The sequence below is a fragment of the Pseudomonas sp. LBUM1655 genome (assembly GCF_059716085.1).
The window spans coordinates 1,820,670-1,842,539 of record NZ_CP166801.1; the positions used below are offsets into that span (position 1 = coordinate 1,820,670).

A 21,870-nucleotide genomic window follows, 5' to 3' on the forward strand; every position below is an offset into this window, starting at 1 on the left:
CTGGGATCTGGAGAAACACAACATTTGTGTATGACCCCAAAACCTGTGGGAGCTGGCTTGCCAGCGATGAGGCAGGTACAGGCGCTGAAGGTCAGCGGATGCGAACCCGCAAGCAGCGCCAAAGTGCAGCAGCCATCAACAAACTCACCAGTGCCCAACCCCAGGCCTGCTGATTCAGCAATCCTTCTTCATACAACTGCGGCGCAATGCCGGCCCCGATGATAAAGGTCAGTAGCGCAATCTCCCGACGCGGCACGCTAACCGGGCGGCACAGGTAAACCAGCGCCGGCAGGATGAACGCCATGCTCGCAAAGCTGCGATAACGCGCATCGAATACCATCTCCAGCATCATCACCGCCGCCGCGAACCCTGCCGCCGCAACCAGCCAACCGGCGCGACGTTCCAGCAGATTGAACGCCCGTTCACGCCAACCCGTGCGGGTGCTCAAGGTCAGCGCGGCATGCGCCAACACCAACAGATTCAACGCCGTCAGCAGCCCGACCCACAGCCATTCACTGGCAAATCGTGTGGTCACGCGGGCCAGATCGCCCCACGCACCGATTGAACAAGCGGCGAGGGCGCCCAACAGCGGAAGCACCAGTGCTGATCGCGTCGTGCGAACCCGACCGCCGAGGACCCATGTGCCGAGGAAAATCAAACCGCCGACGACCAGCCACTGCTTCCAGTACGGTACGTTGGTCACGGGGCCTGCGAGTACACCCTTGTCCTGGCGATCGGCATTGAACAGCCCCCAATAACCGCCGACCGCGCCTTCGCTCGCACGTTTCCATGGTTGATCAAATGCTTCGATGAGGTTGTAACGCCAGCCTTCCTTCTCGGCCATCGCGACAAAGCCACGGATAAACTTGGCTTCGTTTTCTCTGCTCGGCACGGCAGTCTTGCGCTGGCGGCCTTCGCTCGGCCAACCCGTTTCGCCGATCATTATTTCTTTTGGCGCAAACATGCTGCCAAAACTGCGACGAATCGCGGCCACTTGCGACAAGGCCACGTCAACGTTCCATGGATGGTCTTCCCAGTACGGCAGCAAGTGGATCGTTATGAAGTCCACGGCGGGAGCGATTTCTGGATGCCTTTGCCAGAACTCCCACACATCGGCGTAAGTCACCGGCTGTTTAACGTGACTTTTGACCTTGTTTATCAGCTTCACTAATTGCCCGCCGGTAACCTCTTTACGCAGCAGCGCTTCGTTGCCAACGATTACTGCGGTGACCACGTCCGGGTTGGCGTTGGCCGAGGCGATCAGCAGGTCGACTTCCTTCTCGGTGTCCACCGGGTTGCTGTTGACCCAGGCGCCGATCATCAATTTCAGGCCATGTTTACGTGCCAGATCCGGCAGCGCTTCGAGGCCGGTCATGGAGTAAGTGCGGATGCATTCAAAGCGCGTCGCCAACAGGGCGAGGTCGGCGTCCATGCGCTCCGGGCGCAGCTTGAACGGCACGTCGAACGGCGACTGGTCCTTGTCGAATGGGGTATAGGAGGCGCATTGCAACTTGTGCGTCGGGGTGGCAGCGTCCGGCAAAATCAATGGCTTACCGAGGCCATACCAGAAGCCGCCAAGGGCAAACAGCCCGAGCAGGCAGGCGAAGACATAAGGAAGAAAAGCAAAGCGGGAAGTCGCGGACATGGTCAGGCCGAGTGGCTGCAAAGCGACGCATGTTACCTGCAATTAACAGAAGGTTGGTGGCCCGCATGGTTTTGACATGCAAAGTTCGGGCGGATTATTTGGCGTCGTTTATATAGACGCGGTTAATGGCCTTCTGATGTCGTTTCTCGTTGCCTTGAGGTCGCTGACAGAGCAGGTCGCCTTGGGCGTCAGGTTGATGATCGAAGCCGTCAGTACTCCACTGATGTCCGGACGAGTTTGCGGTGAGGCGTGATGGGGGCGCTGTGCACCATAACAATACGTTGACGCCGCCCGTCATCCGTCGGGCGCAGCATTTCGGGGAAGTAACGATGAAGATGCGACGACTTTTAGGCGCAGGTGCCGCTCTGGCGCTTGCGATGAGCTCCACTTTCGCCAGCGCTGAAAAACAGACCCTGAACATCGGTTACGTTGACGGCTGGTCCGACAGCGTCGCGACCACCCACGTGGCGGCCGAAGTGATCAAGCAGAAACTCGGCTACGACGTGAAACTGCAAGCCGTCGCCACCGGGATCATGTGGCAGGGTGTCGCCACCGGCAAACTCGACGCCATGCTGTCCGCCTGGCTGCCAGTGACCCACGGCGAATACTGGACGAAGAACAAGGATCAGGTCGTCGATTACGGCTCGAACTTCAAGGATGCGAAAATCGGCCTGATCGTCCCGGAATATGTAAAAGCCAAGTCGATCGAAGACCTGAAAACCGACGACACCTTCAAAAATCGCATAGTCGGCATCGACGCCGGTTCAGGCGTGATGCTCAAGACCGATCAGGCGATCAAGGATTACGGCCTCGATAAGTACACCCTCAAAGCCAGCTCCGGCGCCGGCATGATTGCCGAGCTGACCCGTGCCGAGAAGAAAAACGAATCCATCGCCGTCACCGGTTGGGTGCCGCACTGGATGTTCGCCAAGTGGAAGCTGCGCTTCCTCGACGACCCTAAAGGCGTTTACGGCGCTGCTGAAACCGTGAACAGCATCGGCAGCAAGGGCCTGGATGCGAAGGCACCAGAAGTGGCCAAGTTCCTGAAGAACTTCCAGTGGGCTTCGAAAGACGAAATCGGTGAAGTGATGCTGGCGATTCAGGACGGTGCCAAGCCTGATGCAGCCGCCAAGGATTGGGTGGCCAAACACCCGGATCGAGTGGCTGACTGGACTAAATAACCACAACACCGAAATACCCCAGTGGGAGCGAGCCTGCTCGCGAAAGCGGTCTGTCAGTTAACTAAATGTTGACTGGCACGACGCCTTCGCGAGCAGGCTCGCTCCCACATTTGTTTTTGGGCTGCTTGAAATTGGCAAAAGTGTCATGGCGTTCTACTACTAAGGTCGTCTGGAACCTGTCCCGCAGCCGCATACATTAGCTACGTTCCAACAATAATCTGTGCTGCGAGGATAAAAACAATGAACGACAGCATTTACCTCTCGATTCAAAACAGTCCCCGATTCAAGGAGCTGGTGCGAAAAAGGGAAAAGTTCGCCTGGATACTCTCGGCGATCATGCTCGGGCTCTACTCCGGATTCATTCTTCTGATCGCCTACGGGCCACACGTGCTGGGTGCGAAGCTCAGTCCTGAATCCTCGATTACCTGGGGCATTCCTATCGGTGTCGGCCTGATTATCTCGGCCTTCATCCTCACAGCTATCTACGTGCGCCGCGCCAATGGCGAGTTTGACGACCTGAACAATGCGATTCTCAAGGAGGCTCAGCAATGATCCGGCGTCTACTTTCTCTATTGAGCGTTGCAGCGTTCGCGCCTTGTGCCTTTGCGGCTGACGCCTTGACGGGCGCAGTGGCCAAGCAGCCACTGAACATTCCAGCCATCCTGATGTTCGTGGCGTTCGTTGGCGCGACCTTGTACATCACCTACTGGGCCTCGAAGAAAAACAACTCGGCGGCCGACTACTATGCGGCGGGCGGCAAGATCACCGGTTTTCAGAATGGTCTGGCGATCGCCGGTGACTACATGTCGGCGGCGTCCTTCCTGGGGATTTCCGCGCTGGTGTTCACCTCCGGCTACGATGGCCTGATCTACTCGATCGGCTTCCTGGTGGGCTGGCCGATCATTCTGTTCCTGATCGCCGAACGTCTGCGTAACCTGGGTAAATACACCTTTGCCGACGTGGCGTCCTACCGCCTCGGGCAAACCCAGATTCGCACCCTGTCTGCCTGCGGTTCGCTGGTGGTGGTGGCGTTCTACCTGATCGCGCAAATGGTTGGTGCCGGCAAGTTGATCCAACTGTTGTTCGGTCTGGACTACCACGTGGCGGTGATTCTGGTCGGTGTGCTGATGTGCATGTACGTGTTGTTCGGCGGCATGCTGGCGACCACTTGGGTGCAGATCATCAAGGCTGTGCTGTTGCTGTCCGGTGCCTCGTTCATGGCGCTGATGGTGATGAAGCACGTCAACTTCGACTTCAACATGCTGTTCTCCGAGGCGATCAAGGTTCACCCTAAAGGTGAAGCGATCATGAGCCCTGGCGGCTTGGTGAAAGATCCGATTTCGGCGTTCTCCCTCGGTCTGGCGCTGATGTTCGGTACCGCTGGCCTGCCACACATTTTGATGCGCTTCTTCACCGTGAGCGACGCTAAAGAAGCCCGTAAGAGCGTGCTGTACGCAACCGGTTTCATTGGCTACTTCTACATTCTGACCTTCATCATCGGCTTTGGCGCGATCCTGCTGGTCAGCACCAACCCGGCCTTCAAAGATGCTGCTGGCGCGCTGTTGGGCGGCAACAACATGGCGGCGGTGCACTTGGCCAACGCAGTCGGCGGGAGCATCTTCCTCGGCTTCATCTCGGCTGTGGCGTTCGCGACCATTCTGGCGGTTGTCGCGGGTCTGACCCTGGCCGGTGCATCGGCGGTGTCTCACGACCTGTATGCCAGCGTGATCAAGAAGGGCAAGGCGAACGAGAAGGATGAGATCCGCGTTTCGAAGATCACCACCATTGCCTTGGCAGTGCTGGCGATTGGTCTGGGTATCCTGTTCGAAAGCCAGAACATCGCGTTCATGGTTGGCCTGGCGTTCTCCATCGCGGCGAGCTGTAATTTCCCGGTCCTGCTGCTTTCGATGTACTGGAAGAAGCTGACCACTCGCGGTGCGATGATCGGCGGCTGGCTGGGTCTGGTGAGTGCGGTGGGCCTGATGGTGCTGGGTCCGACCATCTGGGTGCAGATTCTGCATCATGAGAAGGCGATCTTCCCTTACGAGTATCCTGCGTTGTTCTCGATGATCATCGCGTTTGTGGGGATCTGGTTCTTCTCGATCACTGACAAGTCGGCGGCAGCGGACAAGGAGCGGGCGCTGTTCTTCCCGCAGTTTGTGCGTTCGCAGACGGGATTGGGGGCGAGCGGGGCGGTTTCGCATTGATCGCTTGATGCTTGTTTAAACGTTTTGCTGAATGCCCCGGTTGAGAGATCGGGGCATTTTTTGTGGGCGGTTATCGGACTGAGGTCTTTGTGGTTGGTGTTTATTGAGTACATATCCGTTGCTGCGGTAACGGCTTCTTAGGGTTTCGCCCTTACGGCGACTCACTTTTTTTCAAACGCCCAAAAAAGTAAGCAAAAAACGCTTGCTCCTACGTACGGCCCGCTCGCTGGGGCTCGGGGTTCCTTCGCTCCGGGATCGATCCGGGCGCAGCGCCTACGGTTTGCTTCGCTGCACCTCCTCTCGCTGTGTTTGGCTGCGCCAAACGGTCGCTGCGCTCCCACCCCGGATCAATCCCTACACTCAGCCTTCCGACGTCGCCGTGGATCAAGATCAAAAGCTTCACCCGAGCTTGCGCTCATCCTGTTTAGGAGCTGCCGATGGCTGCGATCTTTTGATCTGCTTTGGCTTTGGCTTTGGCTTTGGCTTTTGATCTTTTGCCCCTTCGGCAGGCCGAGTGAAGGTGTTCATCAGGGGGGTAGGCGCGAAGCGCCGTGCGGCGAAGCCGCATTCATCGAGAGGAGGTGCAGCGAAGCAAACCGTAGGCGATGCCCCCTGATGGACACCGTAGCGAGGGAACACTGAGCCTCAGCGAAGTGCCGAACGCCGGGGCAAAGCCTTTTGGGTTACCTTTTCGCTGGGCCGGCATTCCGGCGTTTGGAAAAGGTGACCCGCTGTAAGAGCGAAACCGCCAGCAGCAGCTACTCAAAAAACGGATATACACCTGATTCCAAAAAACCAGCCGGCCCACAGGCCGATGCGGCCCAATAAACAAAAACGGCCCCTATATAAATAGAGGCCGTTCCCGATACAACTCAAGACGTTATCGCAAGACAAGTCTTATTTGCGGTCTTCCAGCTTGGTAATGTCACGCGACTCGTAGCCGGTGTACAGCTGGCGCGGACGGCCGATCTTGTACGGGCTGGAGAGCATTTCTTTCCAGTGGGAGATCCAGCCGACAGTACGAGCCAGCGCGAAGATCACGGTGAACATGCTGGTCGGAATGCCGATCGCCTTGAGGATGATCCCCGAGTAGAAGTCGACGTTCGGGTACAGCGAGCGTTCGATGAAGTACGGGTCGGTCAGGGCGATCTCTTCCAGGCGCATGGCCAGTTCGAGTTGCGGATCGTTGTTGATGCCCAGTTCCTTAAGTACCTCGTCGCAGGTCTGCTTCATTACAGTCGCGCGAGGATCGCGGTTCTTGTAAACGCGGTGACCGAAGCCCATCAGTTTGAACGGATCGTTCTTGTCCTTGGCCTTGGCTATGAACTTGTCGATGTTCGAAACATCGCCGATTTCATCAAGCATGGTCAGAACGGCTTCGTTCGCACCGCCGTGGGCAGGGCCCCACAGTGCGGCGATACCGGCGGCGATACAGGCGAACGGGTTGGCACCCGAAGAGCCTGCCAGGCGCACGGTGGAAGTCGATGCGTTCTGCTCGTGGTCGGCGTGGAGGATGAAGATCCGGTCCATCGCCTTGGCGAGCACCGGGCTGATCGGTTTGATCTCGCACGGGGTGTTGAACATCATGTGCAGGAAGTTTTCCGCGTACGTCAGGTCGTTGCGCGGGTACATCATGGGTTGGCCCATGGAGTACTTGTAAACCATCGCTGCCAGGGTCGGCATCTTGGCAACCAGGCGGATCGCGGAAATTTCGCGATGCTGCGGGTTATTGATGTCCAGGGAGTCGTGGTAGAAGGCCGAGAGGGCGCCGACTACGCCGCACATGACGGCCATCGGGTGGGCGTCGCGACGGAAACCGTTGAAGAAGGTTTTCAGCTGCTCGTGAACCATGGTGTGGTTCTTGACGGTGCTGACGAACTGGGCCTTCTGTTCTGCTGTCGGCAGTTCGCCGTTGAGCAGCAGGTAGCAGGTTTCCAGGTAGTCTGACTTTTCAGCCAGTTGTTCGATCGGGTAGCCGCGGTGCAACAGAATGCCGTTGTCGCCGTCGATATAGGTAATCTTCGATTCGCACGAGGCGGTCGACATGAAACCAGGGTCGAAAGTGAAGCGGCCCGTGGCCGTCAGGCCCCGAACATCGATTACATCGGGACCAACGGTGCCGGTTAAAATGGGCAGCTCGACGGGGGCTGCGCCCTCGATGATCAACTGCGCTTTTTTGTCAGCCATGTGGCCTCCTATTTATGCTTAACCATCAGACAGACCCCCCACGCAGGGCCCGCACCACTATAGTGAGATAAATTCGAATGTCAATTTGCCTAAAGTCTTGCTCCAGAAGGCTTTAAGCGCACTTTTTCCTCGAAATTGCCTGCCATTTACGCCTTTTATTGAACTTGTGCAATCAGCTATTGGGGGTAGGTGATTGCGTTGTCATTAGTAGCCTAACTGTCTATACTCGGCCACCGACCGCCAAGGGCTTTTGGGCCTGCTTTATTGGGGGTCGCATCCCTGGGTGGTGGTTACCTGACCAGTGCACTCCCCAACAACTTTGCCCTGATTGTTAGGGGCTCTTCAGTGTGAAAAAAAAGCCGTGAAAAGCCAACGACCTGTAAACCTAGACCTAAGGACCATCAAACTCCCCATCACCGGCGTTACGTCGTTTCTTCACCGTGTTTCCGGCATCATCCTCTTCCTGGGTATCGGCTTCATGCTTTATGCATTGGGCAAGTCTCTGGGTTCCGAGGAAGGTTTTGCCGAAGTGAAGGCATGCTTGACCAGCCCGCTGGCCAAGTTCGTAGCATGGGGCCTCCTGTCCGCTCTGCTGTATCACCTGGTAGCCGGTGTGCGCCACTTGATCATGGATATGGGCATCGGTGAGACGCTGGAAGGCGGCCGCCTGGGCTCGAAAATTATCATCGCCGTTTCGGTGGTGTTGATCGTTCTGGCAGGAGTTTGGATATGGTAACCAGCGTTACGAACCTTTCGCGTTCGGGCCTCTATGACTGGATGGCGCAACGTGTGTCTGCGGTTGTTCTCGCGGCTTATTTCATTTTCCTGATCGGATACCTTGCAGCGAATCCGGGCATTGGCTACGACCAGTGGCACGGCCTGTTCGCCTACAACGGGATGCGTATCTTCAGTCTGCTGGCCCTTGTTGCTCTCGGCGCTCACGCCTGGGTCGGCATGTGGACCATCGCGACCGACTACCTGACGCCAATGGCGCTGGGCAAGTCCGCGACCGCAGTACGTTTCCTTTTCCAGGCAGTATGCGGCGTTGCGATGTTCGCTTACTTCGTCTGGGGTGTGCAGATTCTCTGGGGTATCTGAGTCATGGCTAACATTCCAACGATTTCTTTCGACGCCATCATCATTGGTGGTGGCGGTGCCGGCATGCGCGCTGCGCTGCAACTGGCGCAGGGCGGTCACAAGACTGCCGTGATCACCAAGGTTTTCCCGACCCGTTCGCACACTGTATCCGCCCAGGGCGGCATCACCTGTGCAATCGCGTCCGCTGACCCGAACGATGACTGGCGCTGGCACATGTACGATACCGTCAAGGGTTCCGACTACATCGGTGACCAAGACGCTATCGAATACATGTGTCAGGAAGGCCCGGCTGCCGTTTTCGAGCTGGACCACATGGGTCTGCCGTTCTCGCGTACCGAGCAAGGCCGTATCTACCAGCGTCCGTTCGGCGGTCAGTCCAAGGACTACGGCAAGGGCGGCCAGGCTGCACGTACTTGCGCCGCTTCCGACCGTACCGGTCACGCACTGCTGCACACTCTGTATCAGGGCAACCTGAAAGCCGGTACTACGTTCCTGAACGAGTACTACGCTGTCGACCTGGTGAAAAACCAGGAGGGCGATTTCGTCGGTGTGATCGCGATCTGCATCGAAACTGGCGAAACCTCCTACATCCGCGCAAAAGCCACCGTATTGGCTACCGGCGGTGCAGGCCGTATCTACGCGTCCACCACCAACGCCCTGATCAACACCGGTGACGGCGTCGGCATGGCTCTGCGTGCTGGCGTGCCGGTACAAGACATCGAAATGTGGCAGTTCCACCCGACTGGCATCGCCGGCGCTGGTGTACTGGTTACAGAAGGTTGCCGTGGTGAAGGTGGTTACCTGATCAACAAGCACGGCGAGCGTTTCATGGAGCGTTATGCTCCGAACGCCAAAGACCTTGCCGGTCGTGACGTGGTTGCTCGCTCGATGGTTAAAGAAATCATCGCCGGCAACGGTTGCGGTCCGAATGGCGACCACGTAATGCTCAAACTCGACCACTTGGGCGAGGAAGTGCTGCACAGCCGTCTGCCAGGCATCTGCGAACTGTCGAAGACTTTCGCGCACGTTGACCCGGTGGTTGCACCGGTTCCGGTTGTTCCGACTTGCCACTATATGATGGGCGGCGTTGCCACCAACATTCATGGTCAGGCGATCACCCAGAACGCCGACGGCGTGGATCAGATCATTCCTGGTCTGTTCGCTGTAGGTGAAGTGGCTTGCGTATCGGTTCACGGCGCCAACCGTCTGGGCGGCAACTCGTTGCTCGACCTGGTGGTATTCGGCCGCGCTGCCGGCCTGCACCTGGAAAAGGCACTGACCGACGGCATCGAATACGACGACGCTACCGAAGCCGATATCGAAGCCGCCCTGTCGCGCCTGAACTCGCTGAACAGCCGCACTGATGGCGAAGACGTGGCAACCCTGCGTCGTGAGCTGCAAAGCTGCATGCAGAACTACTTCGGTGTGTTCCGTACCGGCGAATACATGCAGAAAGGTATCGCTCAACTGGCCGATCTGCGTCAGCGTATCGCTAACGTGAAGATCAACGATAAGTCGCAGGCTTTCAACACTGCACGTATCGAAGCGCTGGAACTGCAAAACCTGCTGGAAGTGGCTGAAGCGACTGCCATCGCTGCCGAAGTGCGTAAAGAGTCCCGCGGCGCGCACGCCCGTGAAGACTTCGAAGACCGTGACGACGAAAACTGGCTGTGCCACACCCTGTACTTCCCGGGTGACAAGCGCGTCACCAAGCGTGCCGTTAACTTCTCGCCGAAGACTGTTCCGACTTTCGAACCGAAAGTCCGGACTTATTAAGGGTGACCGCCATGTTGCAAGTCAGTGTTTATCGCTACAACCCTGATCAGGACGCAGCGCCGTTCATGCAGGAATTCCAGGTCGATACCGGTGGTAAAGACCTGATGGTGCTGGACGTGCTGGCCCTCATCAAAGAGCAGGACGAAGGTTTCTCCTATCGTCGCTCTTGCCGTGAAGGTGTCTGTGGCTCCGACGGCATGAACATCAACGGCAAGAACGGTCTGGCCTGCATCACGCCACTGTCCGCCGTTGTAAAAGGTAACAAGTTGATCGTTCGTCCGCTGCCAGGTTTGCCGGTTATCCGTGACCTGGTCGTCGATATGAGCATCTTCTACAAGCAATACGAGAAGGTGAAGCCTTACCTGCAGAACGACACGCCGGCTCCGGCCATCGAGCGTCTGCAGTCGCCAGAAGAGCGTGAAAAGCTCGACGGTCTGTACGAGTGCATCCTGTGCGCTTGCTGCTCGACCTCTTGCCCGTCCTTCTGGTGGAACCCGGACAAGTTCCTGGGTCCAGCCGCTCTGCTGCAAGCCTATCGCTTCCTGGCAGACAGCCGTGACACCAAGACCAACGAGCGTCTGGCTTCGCTCGATGACCCGTTCAGCGTATTCCGCTGCCGGGGCATCATGAACTGCGTCAACGTATGTCCGAAAGGCCTGAACCCGACTAAGGCCATCGGTCACATCCGTAACATGCTGCTTTCGAGCGGCGTGTGATTCAGCTGCTGTAACCGCTGTACCGTAGAGGCTGTGGCGCGGGCTTCAACCCGCGTCATGGCTATAACCAGAGCAGTAGTCACAAGCTGCAGCTCTTATTTTGAAGAAATGAGACAAGCAGGGGCATCCGGGCTGGTACCCGGACTATCAGTGTGATCCTAAGTGGCTTGTTTTAGTCGCTGCATTCGGACTTCTGCAAGTTTGCTCGGTGTCGACACCGATGGTGTTCCCCTAACCGAGGGTGACCAAGCATGCAAGAAAGCGTGATGCAGCGCATGTGGAACAGCGCCTACCTTTCAGGTGGAAACGCTGCCTATGTGGAAGAGCTTTATGAGCTCTACCTGCACGACCCTAACGCTGTGCCAGAAGAGTGGCGCACCTACTTTCAGAAGTTGCCTGCCGACGGCAACTCTGCCACTGATGTTTCGCACTCGACGATTCGCGATCATTTCGTGCTGCTGGCAAAGAACCAGCGCCGCGCTCAACCGGTTTCCGCCGGGAGCGTGAGCAGTGAGCACGAGAAGAAGCAAGTTGAAGTGCTGCGATTGATCCAGGCCTACCGTATGCGTGGCCACCAGGCAGCCCAGCTTGACCCGCTGGGACTGTGGCAGCGTCCTGCACCTGCAGACCTGTCGATCAATCATTACGGCTTGACCAATGCCGATCTTGATACGACCTTCCGTGCCGGCGACCTGTTCATCGGCAAAGAGGAAGCGAGCCTACGCGAAATTCACGAAGCGTTGCAGCAGACATATTGCCGCACCATCGGCGCTGAATTTACGCATATCACCGATTCCGAGCAGCGCCAGTGGTTCCAGCAGCGTCTGGAAAGCGTGCGTGGTCGTCCGACGTACTCCGCCGACATCAAGAGCCACCTGCTTGAGCGCGTGACTGCCGGTGAAGGTCTGGAAAAATACCTGGGCACCAAATACCCGGGCACCAAGCGTTTCGGTCTGGAAGGCGGCGAAAGCCTGATTCCGATGCTCGACGAACTGATCCAGCGTTCCGGTTCCTACGGTACCAAGGAAGTCGTCATCGGCATGGCCCACCGTGGTCGTCTGAACGTGCTGGTCAATACCTTCGGCAAGAACCCGCGTGAGCTGTTCGACGAGTTCGAAGGCAAGAAGAAGGTCGAGCTGGGTTCCGGTGACGTTAAATACCACCAGGGCTTCTCCTCCAACGTGATGACCGCCGGCGGTGAAGTTCACCTGGCCATGGCGTTCAACCCGTCCCACCTGGAAATCGTTTCCCCGGTGGTCGAAGGTTCGGTTCGCGCCCGTCAGGATCGTCGTAACGATTCGACCGGTGAGAAGGTTCTGCCGATCTCCATCCACGGTGACGCGGCATTCGCCGGTCAAGGCGTGGTCATGGAAACCTTCCAGATGTCCCAGACCCGCGGTTTCAAGACCGGCGGTACTGTGCACATCGTGATCAACAACCAGGTCGGTTTCACCATCAGCAACCCGCTGGACTCGCGTTCCACCGAGTACGCCACCGACGTTGCCAAGATGATCCAGGCGCCGATCCTCCATGTGAATGGTGATGATCCGGAAGCCGTGTTGTTCGTGACCCAGTTGGCCATCGACTATCGCATGCAATTCAAGCGTGACGTGGTAATCGATCTGGTCTGCTACCGTCGTCGCGGCCACAACGAGGCCGACGAGCCAAGCGGCACCCAGCCTCTGATGTATCAGCAGATCACCAAGCAGCGCACCACCCGTGAGCTGTACGCTGATCGTCTGACTCAGGACGGTACGCTTGATGCAGAGCGTGTTCAGGCGAAAGTCGACGAATACCGCAACGCGCTGGACAACGGTCTGCACGTAGTGAAAAGCCTGGTCAAAGAGCCGAACAAAGAGTTGTTCGTGGACTGGCGTCCGTATCTGGGCCACGCCTGGACTGCGCGTCACGACACCCGTTTCGATCTGAAAACCCTGCAGGAACTGTCCGCCAAGCTGCTGGAAATTCCGGATGGCTTCGTGGTTCAGCGCCAGGTTGCGAAGATCTACGAAGACCGTCAGAAGATGCAAGCCGGCGGCCTGCCGATCAACTGGGGTTACGCTGAAACCATGGCGTACGCGACCCTGGCGTTCGAAGGTCACCCGATTCGCATGACCGGTCAGGACATCGGCCGCGGTACGTTCTCGCACCGTCACGCTGTTCTGCACAACCAGAAAGACGCTGGCACTTACGTTCCGCTGCAGCACCTGTACGACGGTCAGCCACGCTTTGACCTGTACGACTCGTTCCTGTCGGAAGAGGCCGTTTTGGCGTTCGAATACGGCTACTCGACCACCACGCCGGATGCGCTGGTGATCTGGGAAGCCCAGTTCGGCGACTTCGCCAACGGTGCCCAAGTGGTTATCGACCAGTTCATCACCAGTGGCGAGCACAAGTGGGGCCGTCTGTGCGGTCTGACCATGCTGCTGCCGCACGGTTACGAAGGTCAGGGTCCTGAGCACTCCTCGGCACGTCTGGAGCGTTACCTGCAGCTGTGCGCCGAGCACAACATTCAGGTAGCCGTACCGACCACGCCGGCGCAGATCTACCACTTGCTGCGTCGTCAGGTGATTCGCCCGCTGCGCAAACCATTGGTCGTGCTGACGCCGAAGTCGCTGCTGCGCCACAAGCTGGCCATCTCGACTCTGGAAGATCTGGCCGAAGGTTCGTTCCAGACCGTTATCCCGGAAATCGATGCTCAAGACCCACAAAAGGTCGAGCGCGTTGTTCTGTGTAGCGGCAAGGTCTACTACGACCTGCTGGAAAAGCGTCGTGCCGAAGGTCGTGACGATATCGCCGTCGTGCGTATCGAGCAGCTGTATCCATTCCCTGAGGACGACTTGATTGAAGTCCTGGCTCCGTACACCAACCTCAAACATATCGTTTGGTGTCAGGAAGAGCCGATGAACCAGGGAGCCTGGTACTGCAGCCAGCACCACATGCGCCGCATCGTTGGCAAACACGACAAATCTCTCGTACTTGAGTACGCGGGCCGTGATGCCTCCGCTGCACCTGCTTGTGGTTACGCATCGATGCACGCCGAGCAGCAGGAAAAACTGCTGCAAGACGCGTTTACCGTTTAATGCCTTCGCGCACTTGAAACCGAATTTAAGGAACTACAGATAATGGCTATCGAGATCAAAGCCCCCACTTTCCCGGAATCGGTTGCCGATGGCACCGTTGCCACCTGGCACAAAAAACCGGGCGACGCTGTCAAGCGCGACGATCTGATCGTTGACATCGAAACCGACAAAGTCGTACTGGAAGTGCTGGCTACTGCTGATGGCGTGCTGGGCGCAATCGTCAAGAACGAAGGCGACACCGTTCTGTCCGACGAAGTCCTGGGCTCCATCGAAGCGGGCGGCGCTGCTGCCGCTGCTCCAGCCGCTGCTGCTGCTCCGGCCGCTGCTGCCGCTGCACCTGCTGCTGCCGAAGGCGAAGACGATCCTGTCGCTGCTCCGGCTGCCCGCAAGCTGGCTGAAGAGAACGGCATCAACATCGCTTCCGTTGCCGGCACCGGCAAGGGTGGTCGTGTGACCAAGGAAGACGTGGTTGCAGCTGTCGCTGCGAAGAAAGCCGCTCCGGCTGCCGCGCCTGCCAAGGCTGCTGCTCCTTCGGCTGCCGCTCCTGTGTTCGCCGCTGGCGACCGCATCGAGAAGCGCGTACCGATGACCCGCGTTCGCGCCACTGTGGCCAAGCGTCTGGTTGAAGCGCAATCGAACATGGCGATGCTGACGACTTTCAACGAAGTAGACATGACCGAAGTCATGGCCCTGCGTTCGAAGTACAAGGATCTGTTCGAGAAGTCGCACAACGGCGTACGCCTGGGCTTCATGTCGTTCTTCGTCAAAGCAGCTACCGAAGCGCTGAAACGCTTCCCGGCTGTCAACGCGTCGATCGACGGCGGCGACATCGTTTACCACGGCTATGCCGACATCGGTGTTGCTGTTTCCAGCGACCGTGGCCTGGTGGTACCGGTTCTGCGTAACGCCGAGCTGATGAGCCTGGCTGAAATCGAAGGCGGCATCGCCACTTTCGGCAAGAAAGCCCGTGACGGCAAACTGTCGATGGACGAGATGACCGGTGGTACCTTCACCATCACCAACGGTGGTACCTTCGGTTCGATGATGTCGACCCCGATCGTCAACCCGCCGCAGGCAGCGATTCTGGGCATGCACAACATCATCCAGCGTCCTATGGCCATCAACGGTCAGGTCGTTATCCGTCCGATGATGTACCTGGCACTGTCCTACGATCACCGTCTGATCGATGGCAAAGAAGCTGTGACCTTCCTGGTGACCATCAAGAACCTGCTGGAAGATCCGGCTCGTCTGTTGCTGGATATCTGATAGAAGCAGTCGCGGGTTTCAAGTTTCAAGCTGCACGAAAGGGCAGCTTGGCTTGGAGCGCGCGGCTTGAAGCTTTTCGCTAAAGAGGAATTTTTGAATGTCGCAGAAATTTGACGTAGTAGTGATCGGTGCTGGCCCTGGCGGCTACGTAGCAGCCATCAAGGCCGCGCAGCTGGGTCTGACCACTGCCTGCATCGAGAAGTACACCGACGCCGAAGGCAAGCAAGCCCTGGGCGGCACCTGCCTGAACGTCGGCTGCATTCCTTCCAAGGCGCTGCTGGACAGCTCCTGGAAATACAAGGAAGCGAAAGAAAGCTTCAACGTTCACGGTATCTCGACCGGCGAAGTCAAAATGGACGTCGCGGCGATGATTGGCCGCAAGGCTGGCATCGTCAAGAACCTGACCGGCGGCGTTGCCACCCTGTTCAAGGCCAACGGCGTTACTTCGATCCAGGGCCACGGCAAACTGCTGGCTGGCAAGAAAGTCGAAGTCACCAAGCCAGACGGTTCGGTTGAAGTCATCGAAGCTGAAAACGTCATCCTGGCTCCAGGTTCGCGTCCTATCGACATTCCACCGGCTCCGGTTGATCAGAAAGTCATCGTCGATTCGACTGGCGCACTGGAATTCCAAGCCGTACCTAAGCGTCTGGGCGTGATCGGCGCTGGCGTGATCGGTCTGGAACTGGGTTCGGTGTGGTCGCGTCTGGGTTCTGAAGTAGTTGTCCTGGAAGCTCTGGACACTTTCCTGATGGCAGCGGACACCGCTGTTTCCAAGGAAGCGCTGAAAACCCTGACCAAACAGGGTCTGGACATCAAGCTGGGCGCTCGCGTCACCGGTTCGAAAGTGAACGGCGACGAAGTCGTTGTCAGCTACACCGATGCCAACGGCGAACAGACCATCACTTTCGACAAGCTGATCGTAGCCGTTGGTCGCCGTCCGGTGACCACTGATCTGCTGGCTGCCGATAGCGGCGTGACCCTGGACGAGCGCGGTTTCGTGCACGTTGACGATCACTGCGCCACCACCGTACCGGGCGTTTTCGCCATCGGTGACGTGGTTCGCGGCATGATGCTGGCTCACAAGGCTTCGGAAGAGGGCATCATGGTTGTCGAGCGCATCAAGGGCCACAAAGCCCAGATGAACTATGACCTGATCCCTTCGGTTATTTATACTCACCCGGAAATCGCGTGGGTTGGCAAAACCGAGCAGGCCTTGAAAGCTGAAGGCGTTGAAGTTAACGTCGGCACCTTCCCGTTCGCCGCTTCCGGCCGTGCCATGGCCGCCAACGATACCGGCGGTTTCGTCAAGGTCATCGCTGATGCCAAGACTGACCGCGTATTGGGCGTGCACGTGATTGGCCCGAGCGCTGCAGAGCTGGTTCAGCAGGGCGCGATCGGTATGGAATTCGGCACCAGCGCTGAAGACCTGGGCATGATGGTTTTCTCCCATCCGACCCTGTCTGAAGCCTTGCACGAAGCTGCTCTGGCTGTGAATGGCGGCGCCATCCACATTGCCAACCGCAAGAAGCGTTAAGACACAATAAGAAACCACGGCGGTAACGGCCCGTCGTGAGCCTTGCGAGCAAGTCTCACCGCGGAATGTCCGCTGGACGCAGTCTTGCGTAGCTCAGCTACGCAAGCAGCAGTCACAGGTGGCGCGGCACTCATAAAGAGCGCAGCGCCGAATGCGCAGTACCTAACGAAGACGGTAAAAAGCATGAATCTTCACGAGTATCAGGGTAAGCAGCTGTTCGCTGAATACGGCCTGCCAGTTTCCACTGGTTACGCAGTAGACACCCCGGAAGCAGCAGCAGAAGCTTGCGACAAGATCGGCGGCAACGAGTGGGTTGTCAAAGCCCAGGTTCACGCCGGTGGTCGCGGTAAAGCGGGCGGCGTTAAGCTGGTTCGCAGCAAAGAAGACGCCAAAGCCTTCGCACAGCAGTGGCTGGGCAAGCGTCTGGTGACTTACCAGACTGACGCCAATGGCCAGCCAGTCACCAAGATCCTGGTTGAATCGTGCACTGATATCGCTAAAGAGCTGTACCTGGGCGCTGTCGTTGACCGTTCGAGCCGTCGCATCGTGTTCATGGCTTCCACCGAAGGTGGCGTGGACATCGAGAAAATCGCTCACGACACTCCAGAAAAAATTCTGAAAGCCACTATCGATCCACTGGTTGGCGCTCAGCCATTCCAGGGTCGCGAGCTGGCATTCCAGCTGGGTCTGGAAGGCAAGCAGGTTGCTCAGTTCGCCAAGATCTTCGTAGGTCTGGCCAAGCTGTTCAAGGATCACGACCTGGCTCTGCTGGAAGTGAACCCGCTGGTGATCAAGGCTGACGGCGATCTGCACTGCCTCGACGCCAAGATCAACATCGACGCCAACGCCATGTACCGTCAGCCTAAGCTGAAGACTTTCCATGATCCGTCGCAAGACGATCCGCGCGAAGCGCACGCTGCCAAGTTCGAACTGAACTACGTAGCGCTGGAAGGCAACATCGGTTGCATGGTCAACGGTGCTGGCCTGGCCATGGGTACCATGGACATCGTCAACCTGCATGGCGGCAAGCCAGCCAACTTCCTCGACGTAGGTGGTGGTGCAACCAAAGAACGCGTTACCGAAGCGTTCAAGATCATCCTGTCCGACACTAACGTCGCTGCAGTACTGGTCAACATCTTCGGCGGCATCGTTCGCTGCGACATGATTGCCGAAGGCATCATCGGCGCTGTGAAAGAAGTCGGCGTGAAAATCCCGGTTGTTGTTCGCCTTGAAGGCAACAACGCTGAGCTGGGCGCTAAAGTACTGGCAGAAAGCGGTTTGAACATCATCGCTGCTACCAGCCTGACCGACGCTGCTCAACAAGTTGTCAAAGCTGCGGAGGGCAAATAATGAGCGTCCTGATCAATAAAGACACCAAAGTTATCTGCCAGGGTATTACCGGTTCGCAAGGTAGTTTCCACACCCAGCAAGCCATCGAATACGGCACCAAGATGGTTGGCGGCGTAACTCCAGGCAAAGGCGGCACCGAGCACCTGGGTCTGCCAGTGTTCAACACCGTTAAAGATGCTGTAGCTGCCACCGGCGCTACCGCCAGCGTGATCTACGTTCCGGCTCCTTTCTGCAAGGATTCGATCCTGGAAGCGGCTTTCGGCGGCATCAAGCTGATCGTCTGCATCACCGAAGGCATTCCTACCCTGGACATGCTGGACGCTAAAGTTAAGTGCGACGAGCTGGGCGTAGTCCTGATCGGCCCTAACTGCCCAGGCGTGATCACCCCAGGCGAATGCAAGATCGGCATCATGCCTGGTCACATTCACTTGCCAGGCAAGGTCGGTATCGTTTCCCGTTCCGGCACCCTGACCTACGAAGCTGTAAAGCAGACTACTGACGCCGGTTTCGGTCAGTCGACTTGCGTCGGCATCGGTGGTGACCCGATCCCGGGTTCGAACTTCATCGACATCCTGAAGCTGTTCCAGGAAGACCCGAAGACCGAAGCGATCGTGATGATCGGTGAGATCGGCGGTTCTGCTGAAGAAGAAGCCGCTGCCTACATCAAGGCACACGTGACCAAGCCGGTTGTTTCCTACATCGCTGGTGTGACTGCTCCTCCGGGCAAGCGCATGGGCCATGCTGGCGCAATCATCTCTGGCGGCAAAGGCACTGCAGACGAGAAATTCGCTGCGCTGCAAGACGCAGGCGTTAAAACCGTGCGTTCGCTGGCAGACATCGGCAAGGCCCTGGCCGAGCTGACTGGTTGGCCTGTCAAGTAAGCCTCGCGCTTAACTGACGCTTTACCAAACAAAGGCCACCTTAGGGTGGCCTTTGTCGTTTCTGGCATTCGAGGATTTATAGGCTTGCCCCCAATTACATGCAAAAACGCGACACGGAAACGTCGCGTATCGGATAGTTCGCCCTCTAACAGTGCGTTTGTGAGCCAAATTCGTTAGGCTAGCAGCCATTTTTGCGTCTGCCGCCCACAAGGCATGCAACGCGCTATACGGGTCAGTCCCATACGGATCGACAGCATTTCCCTAATCCCACAGGGCAATTCCCCTCTAAATTCCGATTCAGTAGTGTGGTATTTCCTTAATGAAAGTTTTGAAAGGTCAGGACATCCTGGCACTTGGTTTTATGACGTTTGCCCTGTTCGTTGGGGCCGGTAACATCATCTTCCCGCCTATCGTCGGTTTGCAGGCCGGACCTCACGTCTGGATGGCCGCGCTGGGCTTTCTGATCACGGCGGTCGGTCTGCCGGTGGTCACCGTCGTCGCGCTGGCCAAGGTTGGCGGGGCGATGGATGCGCTGAGCAGCCCGATCGGCAAGATCGCCGGCGGCATTTTGGCTGCTGCGTGCTACCTGGCGGTCGGCCCGTTGTTCGCCACCCCGCGTACCGCGACCGTGTCGTTCGAAGTGGGGCTGGCGCCGCTGACCGGCGAAAGTCCGCTGGCGCTGTTCCTCTACAGCTCGGTGTACTTCCTGCTGGTGTTCTTCATCTCGCTCTACCCGGGCCGTTTGCTCGACACCGTTGGGCGTTTTCTCGCGCCGCTGAAAATCATCGCGCTGGCGGTACTCGGCATCGCCGCGTTCGCTTTGCCGGCCGGTGATATCGGTAGCGGTACGCCGGAATACGTGGCAGCACCGTTCTCCCAAGGCTTCATCAATGGTTACCTGACCATGGATACCCTGGGCGCGCTGGTGTTTGGCATCGTCATCGTTAATGCGATCCGCTCCCGTGGCGTCGAGTCGCCAGCGCTGATCACCCGTTACGCGATCATCGCTGGCCTGATTGCCGGTGTCGGTCTGGCGCTGGTGTATGTCAGCCTGTTCCGTCTAGGTTCCGGCAGCCACGAAGTCGCGGTCGGTGCCACCAACGGCGCTGCGGTACTGCACGCTTACGTGCAACACACCTTCGGTTCGTTGGGCAGCGGTTTCCTTGCGGTGCTGATCTCGCTGGCGTGTCTGGTGACGGCGGTCGGTCTGACCTGCGCCTGTGCTGAGTACTTCAGCCGTGTGCTGCCACTGTCCTACAAGACGCTGGTGATCATTCTGGCCGCGTTCTCGCTGCTGGTGTCCAACCTTGGCCTGACCAAGTTGATTGCGTTCTCCATCCCGGTGCTGACCGCGATCTATCCGCCATGCATCGTGTTGGTGGCCCTGAGCTTCTGCAAAGACTTCTGGCATGAACACGGCCGTATTCTTGGCCCGGTGATGCTGGTGTCGTTCCTGTTCGGCACCATCGACGCGCTGAAAGGCGCCGGTCTCGCTGACTGGATGCCTTCGCAGCTGTCTCATCTGCCGCTTAGCGAGCAAGGCCTGGCGTGGCTGGTGCCGTGCGTAATGACTCTGGTGGTCGCGGTAGTCTGCGATCGCGTGCTGGGCAAGCGCAGCGAAGCCATTGCCTGACGTTTCCTGACTCGCCACAAGCGGGTCTTGAACGCTTAAACAGAAATGCCCCGTATCAATCGATACGGGGCATTTTTTATGGGCGTCAGGCAGTGTCTTTTTTCCTGAGCTAACGTCGAAGGGTTGCTTAGATTCCGCATCTACATCACAAGGAACCGCATGTCGTTCATCCAAGCCAACCTGATTCACCTGCTCGCCGCCGTCTGGTTTGTCATCTGCTGGGGCGGCTACACCCGTTATGCCACCTGGAAGGCCCGTGATACAGCGTGCCTGGCCAGCGTACTGCACCTGTATCGCGAGGACTGGATGCGCCGTATGTTGCTGCGTGACAACCGTATCGCCGACGCCAGCGTGATCGGCAACCTGGAGCGCAACGCCTCGTTCTTCGCCTCCAGCACCCTGATCATCCTCGCCGGTATTCTCACCGTGCTGGGTGCGTCTGAACGGGCGGTGTCGTTGCTGGCGGACATTCCGATGGTGCAGCAGGCGTCGCAGGGCATGTCGGAGATCAAGTTGCTGTGTCTGGCGCTGGTGTTTGTCTACGCGTTCTTCACCTTCAGCTGGTGCATGCGCCAGTACAACTTTGCGGCGATCCTGATCGGCTCGGCGCCCATGATCGGTGAGCGTCAAGTCTCGGAGCAGGAGCGCAAGGCCTTTGCTTCGCGGGCGGCGCGGGTGATTTCGATGGCAGCCAACCAGTTCAACTTCGGCCTGCGCTCCTACTACTTCGGGATGAGCATGCTGGCCTGGTTTGTCAGTCCATGGTTGTTCATGATCATGAGTGCCGGTGTAGTCGTGGTCTTGTACCGTCGCGAATTTCATTCCGACGTTCTCGATGTGATGGTCTATACCCCTACAGAGGCGCCCATCCCCGAGACGAACAAAGAGGCCGTTTGATGAGTATTCCGTTCTGGTGTGTGTTTATCAGTGCGCTGTTGATCTATATCGCGCGCATGCCGGTGGGCAAAGCCATGAAAGAGCAGGGCGGTTACAACAACCACCTGCCGCGCCAGCAGCAGGCGCAACTGACCGGTTATGGCGCAAGGGCGCTGGCGGCCCACCAGAACAGCATCGAAGCGTTCATCCTGTTTGCCGTGGGTGTACTGATGGCGCACACCACGCAAACCCAAGGGTGGTTGATTGATGCCTTGGCGATTATTTTCGTGATCGCACGGATCATCTACTTGTGGTTTTACCTGGCGGATCTACCCAAGCTGCGCAGTCTGGTGTGGCTGGTCGGTTTAGTGTGTTCGTTGTTGTTGATGATTAGTCCGACTTTTAGAGTCGTGTTGCTCTAAGCAGGCAGTACCAAT

The 21,870-nt window shown here is 57.8% G+C and carries 17 protein-coding genes; 15 read left to right on the plus strand and 2 right to left on the minus strand.

Annotated elements, in window-relative coordinates; translation table 11 throughout:
* Positions 1-91 precede the first annotated feature (91 nt).
* On the minus strand, positions 92-1,687 hold the full coding sequence (locus tag ACA074_RS08190; RefSeq protein ID WP_497678749.1) for a glycoside hydrolase family 17 protein: 1,596 nt from the start codon (positions 1,685-1,687) through the stop codon (positions 92-94).
* 287 nt (positions 1,688-1,974) lie between these two features.
* Between ACA074_RS08190 and ACA074_RS08195 the strand changes: the two genes are divergently transcribed.
* The 3 genes from ACA074_RS08195 to ACA074_RS08205 all read left to right on the plus strand — a co-directional run bounded on the left by ACA074_RS08195 (position 1,975) and on the right by ACA074_RS08205 (position 5,033).
* Positions 1,975-2,826, plus strand: a complete 852-nt coding sequence (locus tag ACA074_RS08195) for a glycine betaine ABC transporter substrate-binding protein (RefSeq protein WP_497678750.1) — start codon at positions 1,975-1,977, stop codon at positions 2,824-2,826.
* A gap of 240 nt (positions 2,827-3,066) precedes the next feature.
* The gene (locus ACA074_RS08200) at positions 3,067-3,378 is read left to right on the plus strand and encodes a DUF485 domain-containing protein (RefSeq protein WP_187677430.1); all 312 of its coding nucleotides are present in this window, start codon (positions 3,067-3,069) and stop codon (positions 3,376-3,378) included.
* The gene (locus ACA074_RS08205; protein WP_497678751.1) at positions 3,375-5,033 is read left to right on the plus strand and encodes a cation acetate symporter; all 1,659 of its coding nucleotides are present in this window, start codon (positions 3,375-3,377) and stop codon (positions 5,031-5,033) included. Before ACA074_RS08200 ends, ACA074_RS08205 begins: the two co-directional genes overlap by 4 nt.
* Positions 5,034-5,930: 897 nt before the next feature.
* Here ACA074_RS08205 and gltA read toward each other — a convergent pair.
* Positions 5,931-7,220 carry a citrate synthase gene (gene gltA / locus ACA074_RS08210; protein WP_003222994.1) on the minus strand — a complete coding sequence of 430 codons (1,290 nt, stop codon included), beginning with the start codon at positions 7,218-7,220 and terminating at the stop codon, positions 5,931-5,933.
* A gap of 361 nt (positions 7,221-7,581) precedes the next feature.
* Between gltA and sdhC the strand changes: the two genes are divergently transcribed.
* The 12 genes from sdhC to ACA074_RS08270 all read left to right on the plus strand — a co-directional run bounded on the left by sdhC (position 7,582) and on the right by ACA074_RS08270 (position 21,855).
* On the plus strand, positions 7,582-7,956 hold the full coding sequence (gene sdhC / locus ACA074_RS08215; RefSeq protein WP_034156251.1) for a succinate dehydrogenase, cytochrome b556 subunit: 375 nt from the start codon (positions 7,582-7,584) through the stop codon (positions 7,954-7,956).
* Positions 7,950-8,318 (plus strand): succinate dehydrogenase, hydrophobic membrane anchor protein, encoded by a 369-nt coding sequence (gene sdhD, locus ACA074_RS08220; RefSeq protein ID WP_497678752.1) that lies wholly within the window; start codon positions 7,950-7,952, stop codon positions 8,316-8,318. Before sdhC ends, sdhD begins: the two co-directional genes overlap by 7 nt.
* Positions 8,319-8,321: 3 nt before the next feature.
* The gene (sdhA, locus tag ACA074_RS08225; protein ID WP_187677432.1) at positions 8,322-10,094 is read left to right on the plus strand and encodes a succinate dehydrogenase flavoprotein subunit; all 1,773 of its coding nucleotides are present in this window, start codon (positions 8,322-8,324) and stop codon (positions 10,092-10,094) included.
* 11 nt (positions 10,095-10,105) lie between these two features.
* Positions 10,106-10,810 (plus strand): succinate dehydrogenase iron-sulfur subunit, encoded by a 705-nt coding sequence (locus tag ACA074_RS08230; RefSeq protein ID WP_038364054.1) that lies wholly within the window; start codon positions 10,106-10,108, stop codon positions 10,808-10,810.
* Positions 10,811-11,061: 251 nt separating this feature from the next.
* Complete coding sequence (locus ACA074_RS08235) at positions 11,062-13,893, plus strand: 2-oxoglutarate dehydrogenase E1 component (protein WP_187677433.1); 2,832 nt, start codon at positions 11,062-11,064, stop codon at positions 13,891-13,893.
* Between the two features lie 42 nt (positions 13,894-13,935).
* A complete protein-coding gene (gene odhB, locus ACA074_RS08240; RefSeq protein WP_103307282.1) occupies positions 13,936-15,159 on the plus strand; it encodes a 2-oxoglutarate dehydrogenase complex dihydrolipoyllysine-residue succinyltransferase in 1,224 nt (407 codons plus the stop codon).
* 97 nt (positions 15,160-15,256) lie between these two features.
* Positions 15,257-16,693, plus strand: coding sequence for a dihydrolipoyl dehydrogenase (gene lpdA / locus ACA074_RS08245; protein ID WP_187677435.1), 1,437 nt, complete (start codon positions 15,257-15,259; stop codon positions 16,691-16,693).
* A 183-nt stretch (positions 16,694-16,876) separates the two neighbouring features.
* The gene (gene sucC, locus ACA074_RS08250) at positions 16,877-18,043 is read left to right on the plus strand and encodes an ADP-forming succinate--CoA ligase subunit beta (protein WP_085732277.1); all 1,167 of its coding nucleotides are present in this window, start codon (positions 16,877-16,879) and stop codon (positions 18,041-18,043) included.
* Positions 18,043-18,924 (plus strand): succinate--CoA ligase subunit alpha, encoded by an 882-nt coding sequence (gene sucD / locus ACA074_RS08255; protein ID WP_187677436.1) that lies wholly within the window; start codon positions 18,043-18,045, stop codon positions 18,922-18,924. Before sucC ends, sucD begins: the two co-directional genes overlap by 1 nt.
* 319 nt (positions 18,925-19,243) lie before the next feature.
* Positions 19,244-20,557, plus strand: a complete 1,314-nt coding sequence (gene brnQ / locus ACA074_RS08260; protein ID WP_401269941.1) for a branched-chain amino acid transport system II carrier protein — start codon at positions 19,244-19,246, stop codon at positions 20,555-20,557.
* Positions 20,558-20,716: 159 nt separating this feature from the next.
* Positions 20,717-21,454: a DUF599 domain-containing protein gene (locus tag ACA074_RS08265; RefSeq protein WP_497678753.1), complete on the plus strand. Its 738-nt coding sequence runs from the start codon at positions 20,717-20,719 to the stop codon at positions 21,452-21,454.
* Entirely contained in the window at positions 21,454-21,855 is a 402-nt protein-coding gene (locus tag ACA074_RS08270; protein ID WP_497678754.1) for an MAPEG family protein, read from the plus strand. Before ACA074_RS08265 ends, ACA074_RS08270 begins: the two co-directional genes overlap by 1 nt.
* Positions 21,856-21,870 lie beyond the last annotated feature (15 nt).